18 protein-coding genes and 1 tRNA gene are annotated in these 17424 nt (G+C 70.1%); 2 read left to right on the top strand and 17 right to left on the bottom strand.

Going from position 1 to position 17424, the window contains the following annotated elements:
- Positions 1–269: 269 nt before the first annotated feature.
- From AB0I59_RS00655 to AB0I59_RS00610, 10 genes are all read right to left on the bottom strand, one after another.
- Complete coding sequence (locus AB0I59_RS00655) at positions 270–776, bottom strand: hypothetical protein (RefSeq protein ID WP_358128643.1); 507 nt, start codon at positions 774–776, stop codon at positions 270–272.
- A complete protein-coding gene (locus tag AB0I59_RS00650) occupies positions 773–1261 on the bottom strand; it encodes an Rv1363c family protein (protein ID WP_358128641.1) in 489 nt (162 codons plus the stop codon). Before AB0I59_RS00650 ends, AB0I59_RS00655 begins: the two co-directional genes overlap by 4 nt.
- Before the next feature lie 152 nt (positions 1262–1413).
- Positions 1414–1803, bottom strand: a complete 390-nt coding sequence (gene rplL, locus AB0I59_RS00645) for a 50S ribosomal protein L7/L12 (RefSeq protein WP_061253208.1) — start codon at positions 1801–1803, stop codon at positions 1414–1416.
- Positions 1804–1884: 81 nt separating this feature from the next.
- Positions 1885–2409, bottom strand: a complete 525-nt coding sequence (gene rplJ, locus AB0I59_RS00640) for a 50S ribosomal protein L10 (RefSeq protein WP_061253207.1) — start codon at positions 2407–2409, stop codon at positions 1885–1887.
- Between the two features lie 227 nt (positions 2410–2636).
- Positions 2637–3458, bottom strand: a complete 822-nt coding sequence (locus AB0I59_RS00635; RefSeq protein ID WP_358128636.1) for an SCO4651 family lipoprotein — start codon at positions 3456–3458, stop codon at positions 2637–2639.
- 147 nt (positions 3459–3605) lie between these two features.
- Positions 3606–4319, bottom strand: coding sequence for a 50S ribosomal protein L1 (rplA, locus tag AB0I59_RS00630; RefSeq protein WP_061253205.1), 714 nt, complete (start codon positions 4317–4319; stop codon positions 3606–3608).
- 73 nt (positions 4320–4392) lie between these two features.
- A complete protein-coding gene (rplK, locus tag AB0I59_RS00625; protein ID WP_061253204.1) occupies positions 4393–4824 on the bottom strand; it encodes a 50S ribosomal protein L11 in 432 nt (143 codons plus the stop codon).
- Between the two features lie 139 nt (positions 4825–4963).
- Positions 4964–5734: a transcription termination/antitermination protein NusG gene (gene nusG, locus AB0I59_RS00620; RefSeq protein ID WP_061253203.1), complete on the bottom strand. Its 771-nt coding sequence runs from the start codon at positions 5732–5734 to the stop codon at positions 4964–4966.
- 52 nt (positions 5735–5786) lie between these two features.
- Positions 5787–6044 (bottom strand): preprotein translocase subunit SecE, encoded by a 258-nt coding sequence (gene secE, locus AB0I59_RS00615; RefSeq protein WP_061253671.1) that lies wholly within the window; start codon positions 6042–6044, stop codon positions 5787–5789.
- A gap of 77 nt (positions 6045–6121) precedes the next feature.
- A tRNA-Trp gene (locus AB0I59_RS00610) sits at positions 6122–6194 on the bottom strand.
- 199 nt (positions 6195–6393) lie between these two features.
- Between AB0I59_RS00610 and AB0I59_RS00605 the strand changes: the two genes are divergently transcribed.
- The gene (locus tag AB0I59_RS00605; protein WP_358128631.1) at positions 6394–7599 is read left to right on the top strand and encodes a pyridoxal phosphate-dependent aminotransferase; all 1206 of its coding nucleotides are present in this window, start codon (positions 6394–6396) and stop codon (positions 7597–7599) included.
- Between the two features lie 79 nt (positions 7600–7678).
- Here the strand turns inward: AB0I59_RS00605 and AB0I59_RS00600 are convergent, their stop codons facing one another.
- The 4 genes from AB0I59_RS00600 to AB0I59_RS00585 form a co-directional block, all read right to left on the bottom strand.
- Positions 7679–9091 (bottom strand): hypothetical protein, encoded by a 1413-nt coding sequence (locus AB0I59_RS00600; protein WP_358128628.1) that lies wholly within the window; start codon positions 9089–9091, stop codon positions 7679–7681.
- Positions 9078–9578: a SigE family RNA polymerase sigma factor gene (locus AB0I59_RS00595; RefSeq protein ID WP_061253200.1), complete on the bottom strand. Its 501-nt coding sequence runs from the start codon at positions 9576–9578 to the stop codon at positions 9078–9080. The genes AB0I59_RS00600 and AB0I59_RS00595 overlap by 14 nt, the downstream gene beginning before the upstream one ends.
- A 261-nt stretch (positions 9579–9839) precedes the next feature.
- Complete coding sequence (locus tag AB0I59_RS00590; RefSeq protein ID WP_358128625.1) at positions 9840–10814, bottom strand: PASTA domain-containing protein; 975 nt, start codon at positions 10812–10814, stop codon at positions 9840–9842.
- Positions 10811–11311 (bottom strand): SigE family RNA polymerase sigma factor, encoded by a 501-nt coding sequence (locus AB0I59_RS00585; RefSeq protein WP_061253198.1) that lies wholly within the window; start codon positions 11309–11311, stop codon positions 10811–10813. Before AB0I59_RS00585 ends, AB0I59_RS00590 begins: the two co-directional genes overlap by 4 nt.
- 68 nt (positions 11312–11379) lie before the next feature.
- On the opposite strand from AB0I59_RS00585, the gene AB0I59_RS00580 reads away from it, so the two are divergent.
- Positions 11380–12405, top strand: a complete 1026-nt coding sequence (locus AB0I59_RS00580; RefSeq protein ID WP_228647636.1) for an adenosine deaminase — start codon at positions 11380–11382, stop codon at positions 12403–12405.
- An 18-nt stretch (positions 12406–12423) separates the two neighbouring features.
- Here AB0I59_RS00580 and AB0I59_RS00575 read toward each other — a convergent pair whose 3' ends face one another.
- From AB0I59_RS00575 to AB0I59_RS00565, 3 genes are all read right to left on the bottom strand, one after another.
- The gene (locus tag AB0I59_RS00575) at positions 12424–13539 is read right to left on the bottom strand and encodes an ATP-binding protein (RefSeq protein WP_358128621.1); all 1116 of its coding nucleotides are present in this window, start codon (positions 13537–13539) and stop codon (positions 12424–12426) included.
- Between the two features lie 325 nt (positions 13540–13864).
- Positions 13865–16075: an ATP-binding protein gene (locus AB0I59_RS00570; protein WP_358128618.1), complete on the bottom strand. Its 2211-nt coding sequence runs from the start codon at positions 16073–16075 to the stop codon at positions 13865–13867.
- A complete protein-coding gene (locus AB0I59_RS00565) occupies positions 16072–17349 on the bottom strand; it encodes a LuxR C-terminal-related transcriptional regulator (protein WP_358128615.1) in 1278 nt (425 codons plus the stop codon). The genes AB0I59_RS00570 and AB0I59_RS00565 overlap by 4 nt, the downstream gene beginning before the upstream one ends.
- Between the last annotated feature and the right edge of the window lie 75 nt (positions 17350–17424).

Raw genomic sequence — 17424 nt, 5'->3', positions numbered from 1 at the left:
CCACGTTGGTGGCAGCATCACCCGTCAGCGCCGAAACGTCAAGCCCGAGGGGCGACATTTCGGCCAACTGATGCCCAGCACGCTGGGTTTTCCCGCTCGCATGACGATCGAACCTCGCCGGACCCAGACGATACCCGCGAGCCCGTCCGGCTAACGCTCTGTCACACGGCGAGCCGAACGCTGACCAACGGTCGACACTGCCTGTGATCGGTATGTCCCTGCGTAACTCAGCCCAAACATAGTCTTTGCTAACAATTGAATAACCCGGCCTACTGGGCGGGCGTGTCACCCAGGAGCGTGGAGAGATCGGAGACCAGCCAGCGGCCGTTCTCCCTGGTCATCACCAGGCGTGCCCGGTTCTGATCGACCACCTGTTTCGGCTGGTTCCCGCCGGGTTCGCGGCTGCTGGTGACCGTGTTCAGGAACACCAGGATCCGGGCCTCATCCGGGGTCGCCGACTCGACCGCGGCGGCCGCCACGACCGCCTGCCGTACCTCCTGGCGCTGCCGGGCGACCGGTGGCAGCGTCTCCGCGAGCCGGGCATACCGTACGGCGAGCGCGCCCGTGGTGTGGCTCCCGGCCAGGGCGAGGTCCGCCCCCATCGTCCGGTAGTCGTAGGACAACATGTCGGCGGCGTACGAGCGGGCCGCGGTCATGGCCTCACGCCCCGCCGCGACGCCGTCCTGGATGCGCCTCAGGTCCGCGTACAGCAAGGCGACGGCGGCGGCGAGCACCACCGCGAGCGCCGTGAGGACCGCGACCAGGATCCGCCTCACTGCACCAGCTCCGACCTGGAGACCAGCCATCGGTCGCCGACCTCGGTGACCTCCATCCGCCATCGATAGAGGCGCTCCTCCGGAGCGTCCTTGTCGTCCGCCTCCCAGCGGATCAATGCGTCGCCCACGACGAGGACCTCGGCGGTGTGCCTTTCCCCGTCCATCGACACGAGGCCCGACGCGCGAAGCACCCCGGTCTGCGAGACCTCGCGCTCCAGGGTGGCCTGTCTCATCGCGGCCCTGCCCCTGACGTAGCCCTCCCGAGCCTGGCCGGTCGAGGTGTCGATGAGGCGCTTCACGTCCTGGTCGACCGTACGGTGGTCCAGCGCGAGCAGAGCGGCCGCGTGGACGGTGGCGGCCTGGACGGCCGCCCGGCGGTCCCGCTCGTCCGCCTGCGCCGCGCTCCGGCTCGTCCCGGCCCACACGGCGGCCGCGGCCAGCCCGGCCACGAGCACCGCCAGCCCTGTGATCAGTGTGCGTCCCAACGACGCCTCACCCCCTGATCATGTAATCGGACGCCGGATGGTATCCCGCTACATAGATCGACATATAGGAGTCTGCCGATACGGTCTGGCCGTAGGAACGCGGAAAGGGCGGCCACCCGAAGGTGACCGCCCTTTCGCGGTGAACGTCAGAGTTACTTGACGGTGACGCTGGCGCCGGCACCCTCGAGGGCAGCCTTGGCCTTCTCCGCCTGCTCCTTGTTGACCTTGCCGTCGAAGACGGCCTTGGGAGCGCCGTCCACGAGGTCCTTGGCCTCCTTGAGGCCCAGGCTCGTCAGAGCGCGGATCTCCTTGATGACCTGGATCTTCTTGTCGCCGGCCGACTCGAGGATGACCTCGAACTCGTCCTGCTCCTCGGCCTCCTCGGCGGCGGGCGCGCCCGGGGCGGCGGCCGCGGCCACGGCGACCGGAGCGGCGGCCTTGACGTCGAAGGTCTCCTCGAAGAGCTTCACGAAGTCGGACAGCTCAAGGAGGGTCATCTCCTTGAAGGTCTCGAGCAGCTCGTCGGTGCTGAGCTTCGCCATGATTGTTCCTCCGTGTGGATCTAGCAAAAACGTGCAGGGACCGCGGTGTGCGCTTCCCCCCAGGGTCCGTGGTTGACGGACCTACTCGCCGGCCTCTTCGCGCTTGGCGCGCAGGGCCTCGGCCAGTCGAGCCATGTTGGTGGGCAGCGCGGCGAAGGTGGCGGCAGCCTGGGACTGCTTCGCCTTCAGCGCACCGGCCAGCTTCGCGAGGAGGACCTCGCGGGACTCAAGGTCGGCAAGCTTGGAGATCTCGGCCGGGGTCATCGACTTGCCGTCGACGACACCACCCTTGATCACCAGAAGGGGGTTGGCCTTGGCGAAGTCACGCAGACCCTTGGCCGCCTCGACCACGTCGCCCTTGACGAACGCGATCGCGGTGGGGCCCTGGAGCAGGTCGTCCAGAGCGGTGATCCCGGCGCGGTTGGCCGCGATCTTGGTCAGCGTGTTCTTCGCCACGGCGAACTTCGCATTCCCACCGAGAGAAACGCGCAGCTCCTTGAGCTGAGCGACGGTGAGACCGCGGTATTCGGTCAGAACGGCGCCGCTGGAGCCCTCGAACTCATTCTCGAGTTCGGCAACCGCGGTCGCCTTATCCGCCCTCGCCATGGGCCTCCTTCCAGATGTGCCACCGGCGAAGGCGTCCAGAAAAAGGAGGAGCCCCGGCGCAGGCGCACGGGGCTGACACAGACGCGAACGCGTCCGAAGCTCACATCACACCTGCGCTGGTCGTCCACTGATGTGGATCCTTCGGTCACTGGACTGTTGGCAGTCCAGAGACGACCGGCGGTCTTTGGCAAACGCCAGAATAGAGTGTCAACCCCCCTGACGCCAAATCAGTTGCCGCGAAGGTGCTGCGGCAACTCCCCGACCTGGTCCGCGGCCGGCGTCTCGATCGCGACGGACTCGTTGAACGACGTGAAGGCGACGGTGGCGTTGAACGAACCACGGCCCTGGTCGCCGTTCAGCGTGATCTTCCGCGGCAGGCCGTCGGCGTCGATCCACGCGTCGAACTTCATGTCATCGACCCTGGCCAGGCCGGCCTCCGCCTTGGCGCGCATCTCGGGAGCGACCTGCTTCACGGCCTCGGCCACCGGGAAGGTGCCCGAGTAGTGCGTGGTGTCCACGCCGCCGACCTGCTCGGCGCCGACGGCCTTGACGTCCTTGGAGGCGGTCAGGAGCGCCACGCTCGTCTTGAGGTCGATCTGCTGGGCCCGGCCGAGGATCTCGTCCACGTTGACGCCCCCGGACGCGCCGAGCTGCTTGAGATCCAGCTTGATCCACGGCTTGGTGGCGCCCACGAAGGTCTTGAGCATGTCGGACTTCACGTACACGGTGTCGCCCTGGAGGATCACCCGGAGCCCGCCGGGGATGTTCTGGCCGTCCATGGAGATCTGGTTGAGCGTGAGATCCGTCGCGAGCTCGGGCTTCTGCTGGTAGCGCATCTTGCCCTGGATGTTGCCCGTACGGTTCGTGGCGTCGGAGAAGTCCACGACGAGGTCGGCGGTGTAGGAGGTGACGTCCTGCGCCTTCTCGGAGGTCTGCTGCAGCACCTCGGACGCGGAGAGCCTCACGTTCTCGATCGAGGTGACCGCGGGGGCGCATCCCGCGACCCCGATCACGGCGACCGCCCCGGCGGCCAGCAGAAGTCGGCGCATGTCATTGTCCCTTCGTTTCCGGACGACTGCCCTTGACCCTATGGTGCCCGACCCTCCGCCGCGCGTTCTGCGCAGTATCCCGACATTCCGTACACGAGAAAGCCCCTGCCCGGACACCCGGGCAGGGGCTTTCTCAGATGTGAGAGATCAGGCGTCGATCTCGGCGGTCATCGCCCGCGTCACGTTCGGGTCGACCGGGATGCCCGGGCCCATGGACGTGGTGAAGGTGACCTTCTTGAGGTAACGGCCCTTGGCGGCCGACGGCTTGAGACGCAGCACCTCGTCGAGGGCGGCGGCGTAGTTCTCGACGAGCTGACGCTCCTCGAAGGACGCCTTGCCGATGATGAAGTGCAGGTTCGCGTGCCGGTCGACACGGAACTCGATCTTGCCGCCCTTGATGTCGGTGACGGCCTTGCCGACGGCCGGCGTGACGGTGCCGGTCTTCGGGTTGGGCATGAGACCACGCGGACCGAGCACGCGGCCGAGGCGGCCGACCTTGCCCATCAGGTCCGGCGTCGCGACGACGGCGTCGAAGTCGAGACGACCCTTGGCCACCTCGTCGATCAGCTCGTCGGCGCCCACGATGTCGGCGCCCGCGGCGCGCGCCTCCTCGGCACGGTCGCCGGTCGCGAAGACCAGGACCCGGGCGGTCTTGCCGGTGCCGTGCGGGAGGTTGACGGTGCCGCGGACCATCTGGTCCGCCTTGCGCGGGTCGACACCCAGGCGCAGGGCGACCTCGACCGTGGCGTCGAACTTGGCGGTCGCGGTCTTCTTCGCCAGCCGGACGCCGTCCAGCGGGCTGTACAGGCTGTCGCGGTCGACCTGGTCGGCCGCGTTCTTCCAGTTCTTGCTGCGCTTCACTTCAGGCTCCTCATGGAGTTCGTGGTGCGGGCCGGCGCTGGCCCTGCCACAGTGCTTGTCTGCGTCGGGTGAACTACTCGGCGATCGTGATGCCCATCGACCGGGCGGTGCCGGCGATGATCTTCTCAGCGGCCTCGATGTCGTTGGCGTTGAGGTCCTGCATCTTGGTCTCGGCGATCTGACGCAGCTGGTCCTTGGTGAGCTTGCCCACCTTGTCCTTGTGCGGGTTCGCGCTGCCCTTCTGCAGACCGGCGGCCTTCTTGATCAGCTCGGGCGCCGGCGGCGTCTTCGTGATGAAGGTGAAGGTGCGGTCTTCGAAGATGGTGATCTCGACGGGGATGATGTTGCCCCGCTGGGCCTCCGTCGCAGCGTTGTACTGCTTGACGAATTCCATGATGTTCACGCCGTGCGGACCGAGCGCGGTACCGACCGGCGGCGCGGGAGTGGCCTGGCCAGCGGGAAGCTGGACCTTGACCAGTGCCGCGATCTTCTTCTTGGGAGGCATGCTCTCTCCGGGTCCTTGACTACTTGAATCTCTCAGCCCGGCCCTCACCACGTGAGGACACGGCGGCACCGTCAACGGTGCCGCCGTCCGGGCTCACCCTCACGACCGTGAGGACGACTAACGAGTCTATGCCAGGCCGTCAGATCTTCGAGACCTGGTTGAACGACAGCTCGACAGGAGTCTCGCGGCCGAAGATGGACACGAGCACCTTGAGCTTCTGCGACTCGACGCTGATCTCGCTGACAGTGGCGGGCAGCGTGGCGAACGGGCCGTCCATGACGGTGACGGACTCGCCGACCTCGAAGTCGACGGTCGCGGCGGTCGCCTTGGAGGCGGCCTTCTTCACTTCCTCGGTCGGCTCGGGCGCCAGCAGCTTGGCGACCTCGTCGAGGTTCAGCGGGCTCGGCTTGTTCGAGAGGCCGACGAAGCCGGTGACCCCGGGCGTGTTGCGCACCGCGGCCCAGGACTCGTCGGTGAGGTCCATCCGGACCAGGACGTACCCCGGAAGCACGCGCTCCTTGATCGGAGTCTTCTTGCCGCCCTTGAACTCCGTGATGGTGTGGGTCGGAACCTCGACCTGGAAGATGTAGTCCTCCATGTTGAGAGACCCGGTGCGGCTCTCGATGTTCTGCTTCACGCGGTTCTCATAGCCGGCGTAGGAGTGGATCACGTACCACTCGCCGAACTGGCCGCGGAGCTGGCGCTTGAACTCTTCGACGGGGTCGACGTCCGGGACGACATCGCCGTCTTCGTCAACCTCTGCCACAGCCTCGCCCGAGTCGACGTCGACATCAGCGTCAGCGCCGTCCTCGCCGGCGGCTGCGGTGTCGTCGACCTTCTCTACGGCCTCGTCCGGCTCGGTCTCCCACTCATCGCGGGAGCCATCGACCGGCAGCGGGGACTCGGACACGGTGACTCTTCCTCTTTCGTCGGTGACATGACGTGCGACGACCAGGGTCGGATCAGGATCCGCCGAAGACCGCCAGCACACCCTTCGTCAGCAGGAAGTCTAGCCCGGCTACGATCGCAACCATGATCACAACAAAGCCGAGGACCACAGAGGTGTAAGTGATCAGATCCTTGCGCCTCGGCCAGATGACCTTATGCAGTTCGGCGACGACCTGCCGGTAGAAAAGCGCGGGAGAGGTGCGCTTGGCCTTCTTCTCACCGCTCGGCTTGCCTGGCTTTCCAGCGGTTTCACCGCGGGTGTCGATCGCCACAGTCCTCACCTGATCCGTCGTGTCCATCGCAACTTGCGGCGCGCTTTTCACGCCTTTGGTGCGCGGACCGCACTCCGCAGGGCACGAGGGACTCGAACCCCCAACCGCCGGTTTTGGAGACCGGTGCGCTACCAATTGCGCTAGTGCCCTAAGCCGTGCACCACCATACCCGAGAAACGGATCGACATCGCCGAACGTTTCCCGTCGTGGCCCACTAGACGCTGAAGTGTACGTGGGAATGCCGACTTCGTCGAACCAGATCGTCCGCGCAGCTCAAAGCTACCTTCCGCGACTGTCCGGATGATGGATAAGCGCGGAAGGATTCCCGCAGGTCTGGAACGATGGAGGCATGACCCGACCTCGCATCTCCGCGCGTATCTCCGCGATTTCCGAGTCCGCGACGCTGGCGGTGGACGCCAAGGCCAAGGCGATGAAGGCGGCCGGTCGGCCGGTCATCGGCTTCGGCGCCGGCGAGCCCGACTTCCCGACTCCGGACTACATCGTCGAAGCGGCCATCGAGGCGTGCCGGAACCCCAGGTTCCACAAGTACACGCCGGCCGGTGGGCTGCCCGAGCTCAAGCAGGCCATCGCGGAGAAGACGCTGCGCGACTCGGGGTTCCAGGTCGACGCCTCGCAGGTGCTGGTGACCAACGGCGGCAAGCAGGCCGTCTACGCGACGTTCGCGACCCTGCTCGACCCGGGTGACGAGGTTCTGGTCATCGCGCCCTACTGGACGACCTACCCGGAGGCGATCAAGCTCGCCGGCGGCGTCCAGGTCGACGTCGTGACGGACGAGACCACGGGATACCTGGCCTCGATCGAGCAGCTCGAGGAGAAGCTGACCGAGCGGACCAAGGTGTTGCTGTTCGTCTCCCCGTCCAACCCGACCGGCGCCGTCTACTCGCCCGCGCAGGTCGAGGAGATCGGCCGCTGGGCGCTGGACAAGGGCCTCTGGGTCGTCACGGACGAGATTTACGAGCACCTCGTGTACGGCGACGCGACGTTCTCCAGCATCGCCACGGCCGTGCCCGAGCTGCGCGAGCGCGTGGTGGTCCTGAACGGCGTGGCGAAGACGTACGCGATGACCGGCTGGCGGGTGGGCTGGCTCCTCGGGCCGTCCGATGTGGTGAAGGGCGCGACGAACCTGCAGTCGCACGCGACGTCCAACGTGTCGAACGTGGCCCAGGCCGCCGCGCTCGCCGCCGTCTCCGGCGACCTGTCGGCCGTCGCGAAGATGCGCGAGGCGTTCGACCGCCGCCGGCAGACCATGGTCCGGATGCTCAACGAGATCCCGGGCGTGGTGTGCCCCGAGCCGCTCGGCGCGTTCTACGCATACCCGAGCATCAAGGCCCTGCTGGGCAAGGAGATCCGCGGCCGTCGGCCCGCGTCGTCCGCCGAGTTGGCCGAGCTGATCCTCGAAGAGGCCGAGGTGGCTCTGGTGCCCGGTGAGGCGTTCGGCACCCCCGGCTACTTCCGGCTGTCGTACGCGCTGGGCGACGACGATCTCGTCGAGGGCGTCAGCCGCGTGGCGAAGCTGCTCGCGGAAGCGCACTGACATCACCGTCGGAGAGACCCGGGTCGCCGTGACCCGGGTCTCTCCGTTCCGGTAGGTGTGCCGCCAGGCGTGGGTGCGGCTACTGCACGCGGACGCCCCGTACCAGCTGATCGAGGTCGAGGTTCGGGTGGGCGGTCGAGGACGCCGGATCCGTGACACTGGTCACCACGACGGCGAGGCCGGTCGCCGGCTCCCAGGCGAAGCTCCGGGTCCGCATGAGCCGCGGCCGGCCACCGGCGCGCACCGTCTCGGTGGAAGTGGTCAGAAGGCCGCGGACGCCGCCGACGGTCGCGGCCTCGGGCTTCGTCCGGAAGACATCCTTCCGCCATTGTTCGGCGCCGACGAGCCCGCCTCGGTGAACGGATACAGCGACATACCAGCCCTTGCCGGGCGGATGCCCCCAATACCTTGTCGTGGTCGTCCAGTTCCACCCCAGCGTGCGGACCTCGGCCGCCTCCGCCAGCGATCGGAGAGCGGGGGGCGCCTCGACGCCGTCCACTGACGGGCCATCCACCGGCGGAGCCGGCTCGATGCCTTCGGCCACCCGCCGCATCTCGTCCTCGGTCGCGCCCATCGCCCAGATCCGCGCGCCGAGGCCGGGCTCGATGAGCCACATGAGCATCCGGCCCTTGTCGAGCCTCCCGCTGTTGCCCACGACGCGTCCCTCCAGGGCGCGCGATCGGCCGACGGTGGTCGTCCGCACGTCGAGGAACTCCTCGTTGGTCGGCCAGGAGACCCGGCGCAGCGCGCTCAGGTTCTTCGCCCGGTCACCGCGTACGACCTCGACGGCGACGGAGGCGTTCTGATCGTCGCTCCACCACCGGCCGAGCCCGTCGAGGATCTCTCGCGGCTCGCCGGAGACGCGATCGAAACGCTCCGGCATGTAGGTCACGCGCATGGTGTCCAGGGCGGGATCCCAGGGGACGCGCAGGCTCATCGCCACCGGTTCGAGGTACTCCTTGGTGGAGGCCGAGGTCGTCACCCGCAGCACCAGGCCATCCTGTTCCCACCAAATCAGGTCGTCGCGCCCGGCGGACATCAGGCCGCCTCCGCGGTGCCGCCAGAGTGTGCCGTCGGGCAGGAACCCGCGCTGCTGGAGTCCGAGGTAGTCGCCCGCGTGCTCCTCCGACCGGTAGACGGTGACCTGGACGGTGCGATCTCCCTGGCTCCAGCGGGCGGCCTTCCCCCGCAGGCCGTGGTCGTTCAGCTCGAACGTCTCGGGCCGGCCGAGTCCCTCGGGAAGGCCGCGCACCTCGACGCCGTCGACGGTCTCGGCCACGGTGGGAGCGGTGGACTGCCGCTGCTCGCGGATCACCGCGTACACCGGGATCGTCGCCAGCACGAGGGCGACGACGGTGGCCACCAGCCGGAACCTGGCGGCGTTCCCCCGGCGCGTGCGCAGCACGACACGGTCGGCCAGGTCGGGGGCGATCCGCAGCGTGGCGGTCGCCTCGGCCATGGCGTTCCTGAGCTCACTCTCAAGATCCGACAAGGCCGGTCACCTCCTCACCGAGCAGCGCGCGGAGCCGTACCAGTGCTTTGGACGCCTGGCTCTTCACCGTGCCGACGGAACATCCGAGAACCTGGGCGGTCTGGGACTCTGTCATGTCCTCCCAGTACCGGAGAACGACGACGGCGCGCTGGCGCGGCGGGAGGGTGCGCAGGCCGTCCATGAGGACCTGCCGCAGTTCGACGTCGGCGGCGGGTACGGCCCTGTCCGGAGGGGAATGCGTCGGGATCATCCGCAGGATGGCGCGGCGTCGGCCACGGCTGATCGCGAGGTTGACGATGATCTTCCGGACATAGGGTTCCGGCGCGACGTCCTCGCGGAGCCGGTGCCAGTTCCGACACGCCCGCTCCAGCGCGCTCTGCAGTACGTCCTCGGCTTCGTCCTGGGAGCCGCAGGCGAGGTACGCCGTGCGCAGCAGGCTCGTGCCACGGGCGGCCACGAACTCCGCGAACCCCTCGGGAGGGTTCACTCGGCTCTGTCCAGTGTCATGCCCTCTTGTACGCCCGGGAGCGGGAAAGGGTTGCCCGGCCGCGTCGCGAGCCCGCCGCCGGACGCCACGCCCGCGGGCCGCGCCTGACGCCACACACCCGAACCCGCCTTCGGCCGCCGCGCTTCCCCGAGCCTGCCGGCCTGTGAACGAGGAGGGGGCCGAGCGGTGCGGTGAAGCCTCGGGAACGGCTCGCGCCCCTGTGAACCCGACGACACAGGGGCGCGAGACTCGTGAGGATCGTCAGTTCTTGACGGCCACCCCCTCGGCGATCTTCTGGATCTCCGCGGCGGCGGCATCCCCGCCGAGCTTCTCTGCGAACGTGGGGCTGAACATGATCTCGACCGCGAGGTTCTCGCGGTCGAACCAGACCAGCGTGAGGGTGGTCTCCGGGGTGCTCCCCGCGACGTCGCCGCCCTCAGTTAATGAACCGAGGAATCCCTGCTTGCCGTGGATCATCACCGGGTCGCCCTTGGCGAAGCCGCGCCGGTCGCGGGCGGCCTTGCCCTTGTAGACCACCGCCTGCACCGAGTACTCCCCGGTGTCCGCCCGGCCCGGCTCGACCCACGTGGTCGTGTAGCTCGTGTGGCCGAAGCCGTCCTTGCCGGACCACTTGCCCCATACGAGGCCGTCGGGGAGGTAGCCGAAGTGGGCACCGCCGAAGGTCCGGCCGTCGCCCAGGTCGCCGAGGTCCTGCGGCATCGGGGCCTCGGACGACGGCGCCGGGGTCGGCTGCCCGCTCTCCTTCGGCTGTGGTCCCCCGCTCGTCGCCATCGTGATCTCTACGGTGGATCCTTCCGGGGCGACGGTCCCTGCCGCGGGCTGCTGGGTGATGATCGTCCCGGGCGCCCGCTCCTCGTGGATGACCTTCCTCCAGGCCACCTTGAATCCGGCGGCCTCCAGGACTTCTCTGACCGTGTCGTTGGTCATCCCGACGACATCAGGTACGACATTTCCGGACAGGGCGTGATCGTCACCCGCCGGCTCGGACGTCCCGCCGGGCGCTCCCACCGGCGCCGCCACCGGAGCCGACGTCGCGGACAGATACACCGGTACGGCTCCCGCGACGGCGACGGTCAGCAGCGCGGCCCCCGCCGTACGAAACCGGACGACATGGCTGCGGTTGCGGCGGCGGATCCGCTGCCCCATCGTCGGGGGGGCCTGCACGCCCGCCACCCGGGAGGTCATGGCCTCCTTCAGCGCCTCTTCCACGTTCATGCGGACGCTCCTTCCAGCGTTCCCAGGCGTTCACGGATTCTCGCCAGACCACGGGCGGCCTGGCTTTTCACAGTCCCCACCGAGCAGCCGAGAGACGCCGCCGTCTCGGCCTCGGACATGTCCTCCCAGTACCGCAGGACCAGCACCGCGCGCATCCGCGCCGGCAGCTTCCCCAGCTCCGCCAGCAGGAGCTCCCGCAGCCCCGGGTCCGGTGACTCCACGGGCGTGTCGGGAGGGCTCGCGAAGGTGATCTCCTGGATCACCCGCCTCCTGCGGGCTTTCGTGATCGCGGCATTGACGACGACCCTGCGCGCGTACGCCTCGGGGTTGTCGTGCCGGATGCGCGGCCAGTGCCGGTACACCTTCTCCAGCGCGCCCTGGACCAGGTCCTCGGCGTCATGCGGGGTCGCGCCGCAGACCAGGATCGCGGTGCGGAGCAGAGCGGTGCTTCGCGCGGCCAGGAACTCGTCGAAGGCCGCTTCGTCTTCTTCCGTCATAAGCTCCCCTTTCGACCGTCCACAACGCGTGGAAGCCGCACGAGGTTGAGACGCCGATGCGGCAGGATATGGAAATGCCGCGCTCACTCGACAAGCTCCCCAAGGCCCACCTGCACCTTCACTTCACCGGCTCGATGCGGCATACGACGCTGATCGAGCTCGCGCAGGAGCGCGGTGTCCACCTGCCCGACGCCCTGGTGCAGGACTGGCCGCCGAAGCTGCGCGCGACGGACGAGCGCGGCTGGTTCAGATTCCAGCGGTTGTACGACATCGCCCGATCGGTGCTCGCCCGTCCGGAGGACGTCTACCGCCTGCTCAAGGAGGCGGCGGAGGACGAGGTGGCCGAGGGGTCGCGGTGGCTGGAGATCCAGGTGGACCCGTCCGGCTACGCCGGCCGTTTCGGCGGGCTGACCGCGACTCTGGAGCTGATGCTCGACGCCGCGGCGCGTGCCTCGAGTTCGGCCGGTGTCGGCATCGCGGTGATCGTGGCGGCCAACCGCACCCGGCATCCCCTCGACGCGCGGACGCTCGCCCGGCTGGCCGCGCAGTACGCGGGGCGGGGTGTGGTGGGCTTCGGCCTGTCGAACGACGAGCGACGGGGCCGGGCCAGGGACTTCGACGCCGCCTTCCGCATCGCCAAACGGGCCGGGCTGCTGGCCGTACCGCACGGCGGCGAGTTGCTGGGCGCGGCCAGCGTCGCGGAGTGCGTCGACGACCTGGACGCCGACCGGGTCGGGCACGGCATCCGCGCGGCCGAGAACGACCGCCTGCTCGAACGCCTCGCCGACCGGCAGATCGCGTGCGAGGTGTGCCCTCTTTCCAATGTGGGGCTCGGCGTGGCCGAGAGCCCCGAGAGCGTGCCGGTGCGGAAGCTGTTCGACGCGGGGGTGCCGATCGCGTTCGGCGCGGACGACCCGCTGCTGTTCGGCGCGCGGCTGCTCCCGCAGTACGAGCTCGCGCGGGATGTGCTCGGCTTCCGGGACGCGGAGGTCGCCGAGCTGGCCCGGCAGTCGATCCGGTCGTCGACGGCTCCCGACTCCTTCAAGAAGGAACTGCTCGGCGAGATCGACGTCTGGCTCACCCAGCCGGAGTGACCGCCGGGGCGTGAGAAGTCAGTGCCCCGGTCCGGGGTGCGGGCGGCTGGACTCCGGCCTCCTCGCGGGGTCGCCCACGTCGCGCCGCCTGGGGTGCCGCATCCCGCGCCGGAGCGCGAGGGAGTGTTCACGGTGGCGGCGGGCGAGCAGCCGCTCCTCCCCGAGCACGTGGAGCCACTCCCTGCCGTAGTCCCGCATCATGTCGAGCATGCGGAACCGCTGGCCGTGCCGGATCACCACGGACTTGTCCACGAGCCGGGCGAGCAGGTCGGGCACGTTCACCAGCTGTTCGTCGGAGCACACGTCCGCCGCGGCCTCGGCGCCGAACGTCCCGCCGAACACCGAGAGCCTGGCCCACAACAACCGCTCCTCGGGGGTGCACAGCTCATGGCTCCACCCCACCGCCGTGCGCAGGGTCCGGTGCCTGGCGGTACGGCCGCCGCCGGCGAGCAGCGAGAACCGGTCGTCGATGCGGTCGAGCAGCTCACCCGCCGTGAGGGCGCGCAGCCGCCTGGCGGCGAGTTCCAGCGCCAGGGGAACGCCGTCGAGTCGCCCGCACAGCCGTACGACGGCGTCGGAGCATTCGAAGCCGGGGCGCACCGCGCGGGCGCGCTCGCGGAAGAGTCGTACGGCGTCGCAGTCCTCCTCGGTGACGGGGAGCGGCCGGACGGTGTGGACGCGCTCACCGGGGAGGCCGAGAGGCTCCCTGCTGGTGGCCAGGACGCGGACGTCGGGAGCGGCCCGCAGGATCTGGCCGACCAGCGCCCGGCACGGGCCGATGAGGTGCTCGCAGGTGTCGAGGATCAGGAGCATCCGCCTGCCGGAGAGGTGTTCGGCGAGGACGTCCTCCTGGGGTCGTGCCGCCTGTTCCTTCAGGCCGATCGCGGCTCCGATCGTGTGCGCCAGGAGGGCGCCGTTGCGCTCGGCGGACAGGTCGGCCAGCCAGGCGCCGTCGCTCCGCTCTCCGGCGACCTTCAGCGCGAGCCGCGTCTTCCCCACTCCCGCCACGCCGGTCAGTGTGACCAGGGACTCCTCCCGCAGGAGCCGTCCCACCTCGGCCAGATCTTCGGCCCGCCCCATGAAGGTGCTCGTCTCAGCGGGAAGGTTGCCTCGCCGCCCCAGCACGTCCGTCACCAGATCCGCCCTCCCATGCATGGCCGCCAAGCCAATCATGAGTGCGTAACCAGGTGACTACTCTGGGTGGAGGATTGCTCCACCCCGGTGAAGATTCACCACCCGGAGTGGGAGGTTCGGCGGCGAGACGGTCCCCCTCGGCCCGACCTCGCCGCCGACCCCTGCCGCGACGTCGTCCCCCGCCGCGCGGCATCAACCGGACGGTTTCCCCCCTACGGACCGACCGGATACGAACAGTATCGGGACAGATGCCGTCCGTGACATCGGGACGATGCCCGATGTCGCTTGCCCGGGACGGGGCGATCGGCCTGTCTGGGCCGTGCACCTAGCGCCGCGCGGAGCGCCGTACCGCGACCCAGGCCGCGATCTGCACGCGGGACGACATGCGGAGTTTGGCCAGGATGTTCTCCACGTGAGTGTCGGCCGTGCGTTCGGCGATCATCAGCCGTTCCGCGAGCTCCCGGTTCGACAGCCCGTCCGCGATCAGCTCGGCCACCTGGGACTCCCTCGGGGTCAGGCCGGCGCCCTCCTTGGGCGGGTCGCCCAGCGCCCGGCGGTAGGCCGCGTCCAGGTCGAGGGCGGCACCGTCGGCGACGGCCGTACGGAACGCGGGACCGCCGACGAGGCCGCGCGCGATGTCCGCGCACGTGGAGTGGCGGGCGCCCCAGTAGGGTGCCTCGTCCAGCCGGATGCCGGCCGCGCCGCCGAGTCCGTCCACGGCTCCCAGCAGGGTCGCGGCGAGCCCTCCCCTGCCGGTGGCGGCGGCGATCCACGCCTGGATCTCGAACCCGACGAGCGCGCCGGCCAGGTCGCCGAGCTCGCGGCTGAGCCGGATCGACTCCCGGTTCTGCTCCTCCGCGCCGACCAGGTCGCCGTTCTCCCAGCCGAGGACGGCCAGGCCCTGGTGCGCGACCGCCCGGCTCCAGCAGTCTCCCGTGAGCGCGCTCCGCCACATGGCGTCGTCCAGAACGGCTCTGGCGCGCTCGCCGCCCGACCTGGCCAGAGACAGTCCCGCCTGGCTGAGGACGCAGGCGGGGCTCTGGCCGAGGAGCCATACGGGGCCGGGGCGACCTCGGGCCGCGAGCACCTCCTCGAAGCCCAGGACCGCGTTCTCGTCGTCGCCGGCGGCGAACGCGACCAGGGCCTCGGCGTGCTTCCCCCACACGGCGGTCCCCGGGCCGCGACGGCATTCCTCCATGCGCGTACGGGCCCGGCGTACGTCGAAGTGCCTGGCGTCCACCCACGCGGCGGCCCAGAGGGCCTTGACGCGATGAGGGGTCGGCCTGTCGGTGGCCGCGAGCGCCCGGTCCAGATAGCGGCGGCCCTCGCGGTGGTGGCCGCAGGCGATCCAGAGCGGCCACAGCGTCCCGGCGAGTTCGACCGCGGCCCGCGGATCCTCCGCGAGGGAATGATCGAGTGCCGCGAGGAAGTTCGGCAGTTCCTCGGTCATCCGGCGAGCCCACGCGGCCTGCGCGGGCCCGGCCCACTCCGCCTCCGCCCTGCGGGCGAGCCGCAGGTACGCGTCCCGATGGCGACGGCGGGTCGCCTCCTCCTCGCCCAGCTCTCGCAGCCGCTCCGCCCCGTAGGCGCGTACGGCGTGCAGCAGGCGGTAGCGGTCACCCTCGCGCAGCAGGACGGACTTCTCGACGAGCCGGGCCAGCAGGGCGAACACGTCGCGGCGCGAGAGCGTGTCCCCCGCGCAGACGTCCTCGGCCGTCTCGCGGTCGAAGCCGTGGGAGAACACCGACAGCCTGGCCCAGAGCAGCCGCTCGCGCGGTTCGCACAGCTCGTGGCTCCAGCCGATCGCGGTGCGGAGCGTCCGGTGCCTGCTCTCGCCCGTATCGCAGTCGGCGCGGCGTAGCAGCCGGAACCGGTCGGGAAGCCGGGCGGTGATGTCCGTGACGGACAGCGCCCGCAGCCTGGTGGCGGCCAGTTCGATCGCGAGCGGAACGCCGTCGAGGTCTTCGCAGAGCCGTACGACCTGGTCGCGGTTGGTCCCGTCGACCACGAAGTCGGGCACCGTGGCCACGGCCCGGTCGGCGAAAAGCGTGACCGCGTCGTCGCCGAGCGGGAGGACGGTCACGACGTGCTCGCCCGGCGCGTCGAGGGGCTCCCTGCCCGTGGTCAGGACGCGGAGCCACGGGCATCGCTCCAGCAGTTCGCCGACCAGGTCGGCGCACGCGCTCAGCAGGTGCTCGCACGTGTCGAGGACGAGGAGCATCCGCTTGCCGCCGATGTGCTCGGCGAGCGCGCCCATCTCCCGCGCGCCGGAGTCGTCGGGGCCGCCGAGTGTCTCGCTCACCAGCGGCGCGAGCCCTCGCGGGTTCCGCAGTGAGGAGAGCTCCACCAGCCAGACACCGTCGGGGAAGCGCCGGTGCGCGTCCGCCGCGACGCGCAGCGCGAGTCTGCTCTTGCCCACTCCCGCCGCGCCGGTGAGGGTGACCAGGCGGGTACGGCCCAGCAGGCCCGCGACACGCTCCCGCTCCTCCGCGCGGCCGACGAAGCTGGCCGGCTCGGCGGGCAGGTTCCCGATCACCGGTCACCGCGCCGCTGGGCGACCCAGGCGGCGACCTGGGTACGGGAGGAGAAGTTGAGCTTGGCCAGGATGTGCTCCATGTGCGCCTCGGCGGTGCGCTTGGAGATCACCAGCTTCTCGGCCACCTCGCGGTTGGACAGGCCGTCCGCGACCAGTTCGGCGACCTCGTGCTCGCGGCGGGTCAGCACTCGGGGGCGCTCCAGATCGCTCACGCGGGCCGCGCCGCCCATGGGCCGGGGCCCGCCGCGCGGCCGTACGGGTTCGGTGTCTCTCCGGGGTCGCTCTCCCATGGACGGCTCTCTCCGGCGCCGTTCTTCTCGCGATGGCAGATCGGCGAGGGGCGGTGGCAGATCGGCGGGCCGTTCGGCCTCGGTCGCGCCGGAGCCGCGCGGGAGCCTGACTGTGTGGCCGCGTACGGCGTCGGGCACGCGGAAGCGCACCTCCCCGTCGCTCTCCTCGCGGAGCAGGACCGACTTGTCGATCAGACCGATGAGGGCGTCGAGGAACTCGCCGGGCGGCGGCCCGTCCGGGCAGGCGCGCTCGGCCTCCGCCAGGCCGAACGGTCCGCGAAAGCCCGCCAGCCCGGCCCACACGAGCCGCTCCGCGGGCGAGCAGAGCTCGATGGTGCGCTCCAGCGCCCTCCTGGCGGACGCCTCGTGGACGGGGTCGTCGAGCAGTGCCTCGATCGCCAGATCCGGCGTGTCGCGCAGCCGTTCCGCGGCCGATTCGATCGCGGAGGGCATCCGGCCGAGCTCTTCGCACAGCCTGGCCGCGATCTTCCGGTCCAGGTCGATGATCGCGCGGCCCGCGCGGTGGATCAGCAGGGCGACGGCGTCGGCGGACGGCAGGGGGCCGACCGGCAGCAGGTGCTCGCCCACGACTCCGAGGGAGCGCCGCCCCGTCGCCAGGATCCGCAGGCCGGGCGCACTCCTGAGCAGGGATTCCACGAGCACGGCGCAGGGGCCGGCCAGGCGCTCGATGCCGTCGAGGACGAGGAGGAGCCGCCCGCCCCGCGCCCCGGGGCCGGCCTTCGGGAGGGCGTCGCGGACCTCGCGGGCGAGCGCCCGGGGATCGCGGATCTGGGAGACGTCCACCATGTGGACCCCGTCGGCGAAGGCCTTGCGCACGTTCCACGCGGCCTCCTCCACCAGCCGCGACTTCCCGACACCGGAGAGCCCGGTCAGGGTCACCAGTCGCGAACGGCCGAGCAGCCGTCTGATCTGCGCAATCTCGGCCCGGCGGCCGACGAATGCCGGAAGATCGCGTCGCTCCATCGCAGCCTCGAATCGTGGGGGGACTTCACTGCACCCGGCGCTCCGGTTCACGAATGGTAACCCCGGCATCGCGCA

Origin of the sequence: Microtetraspora glauca (assembly GCF_040656155.1) — a bacterium.
Classification (GTDB): Bacteria; Actinomycetota; Actinomycetes; order Streptosporangiales; family Streptosporangiaceae; genus Microtetraspora; species Microtetraspora glauca.
This window is presented reverse-complemented; position numbering and strand designations above follow the sequence as displayed.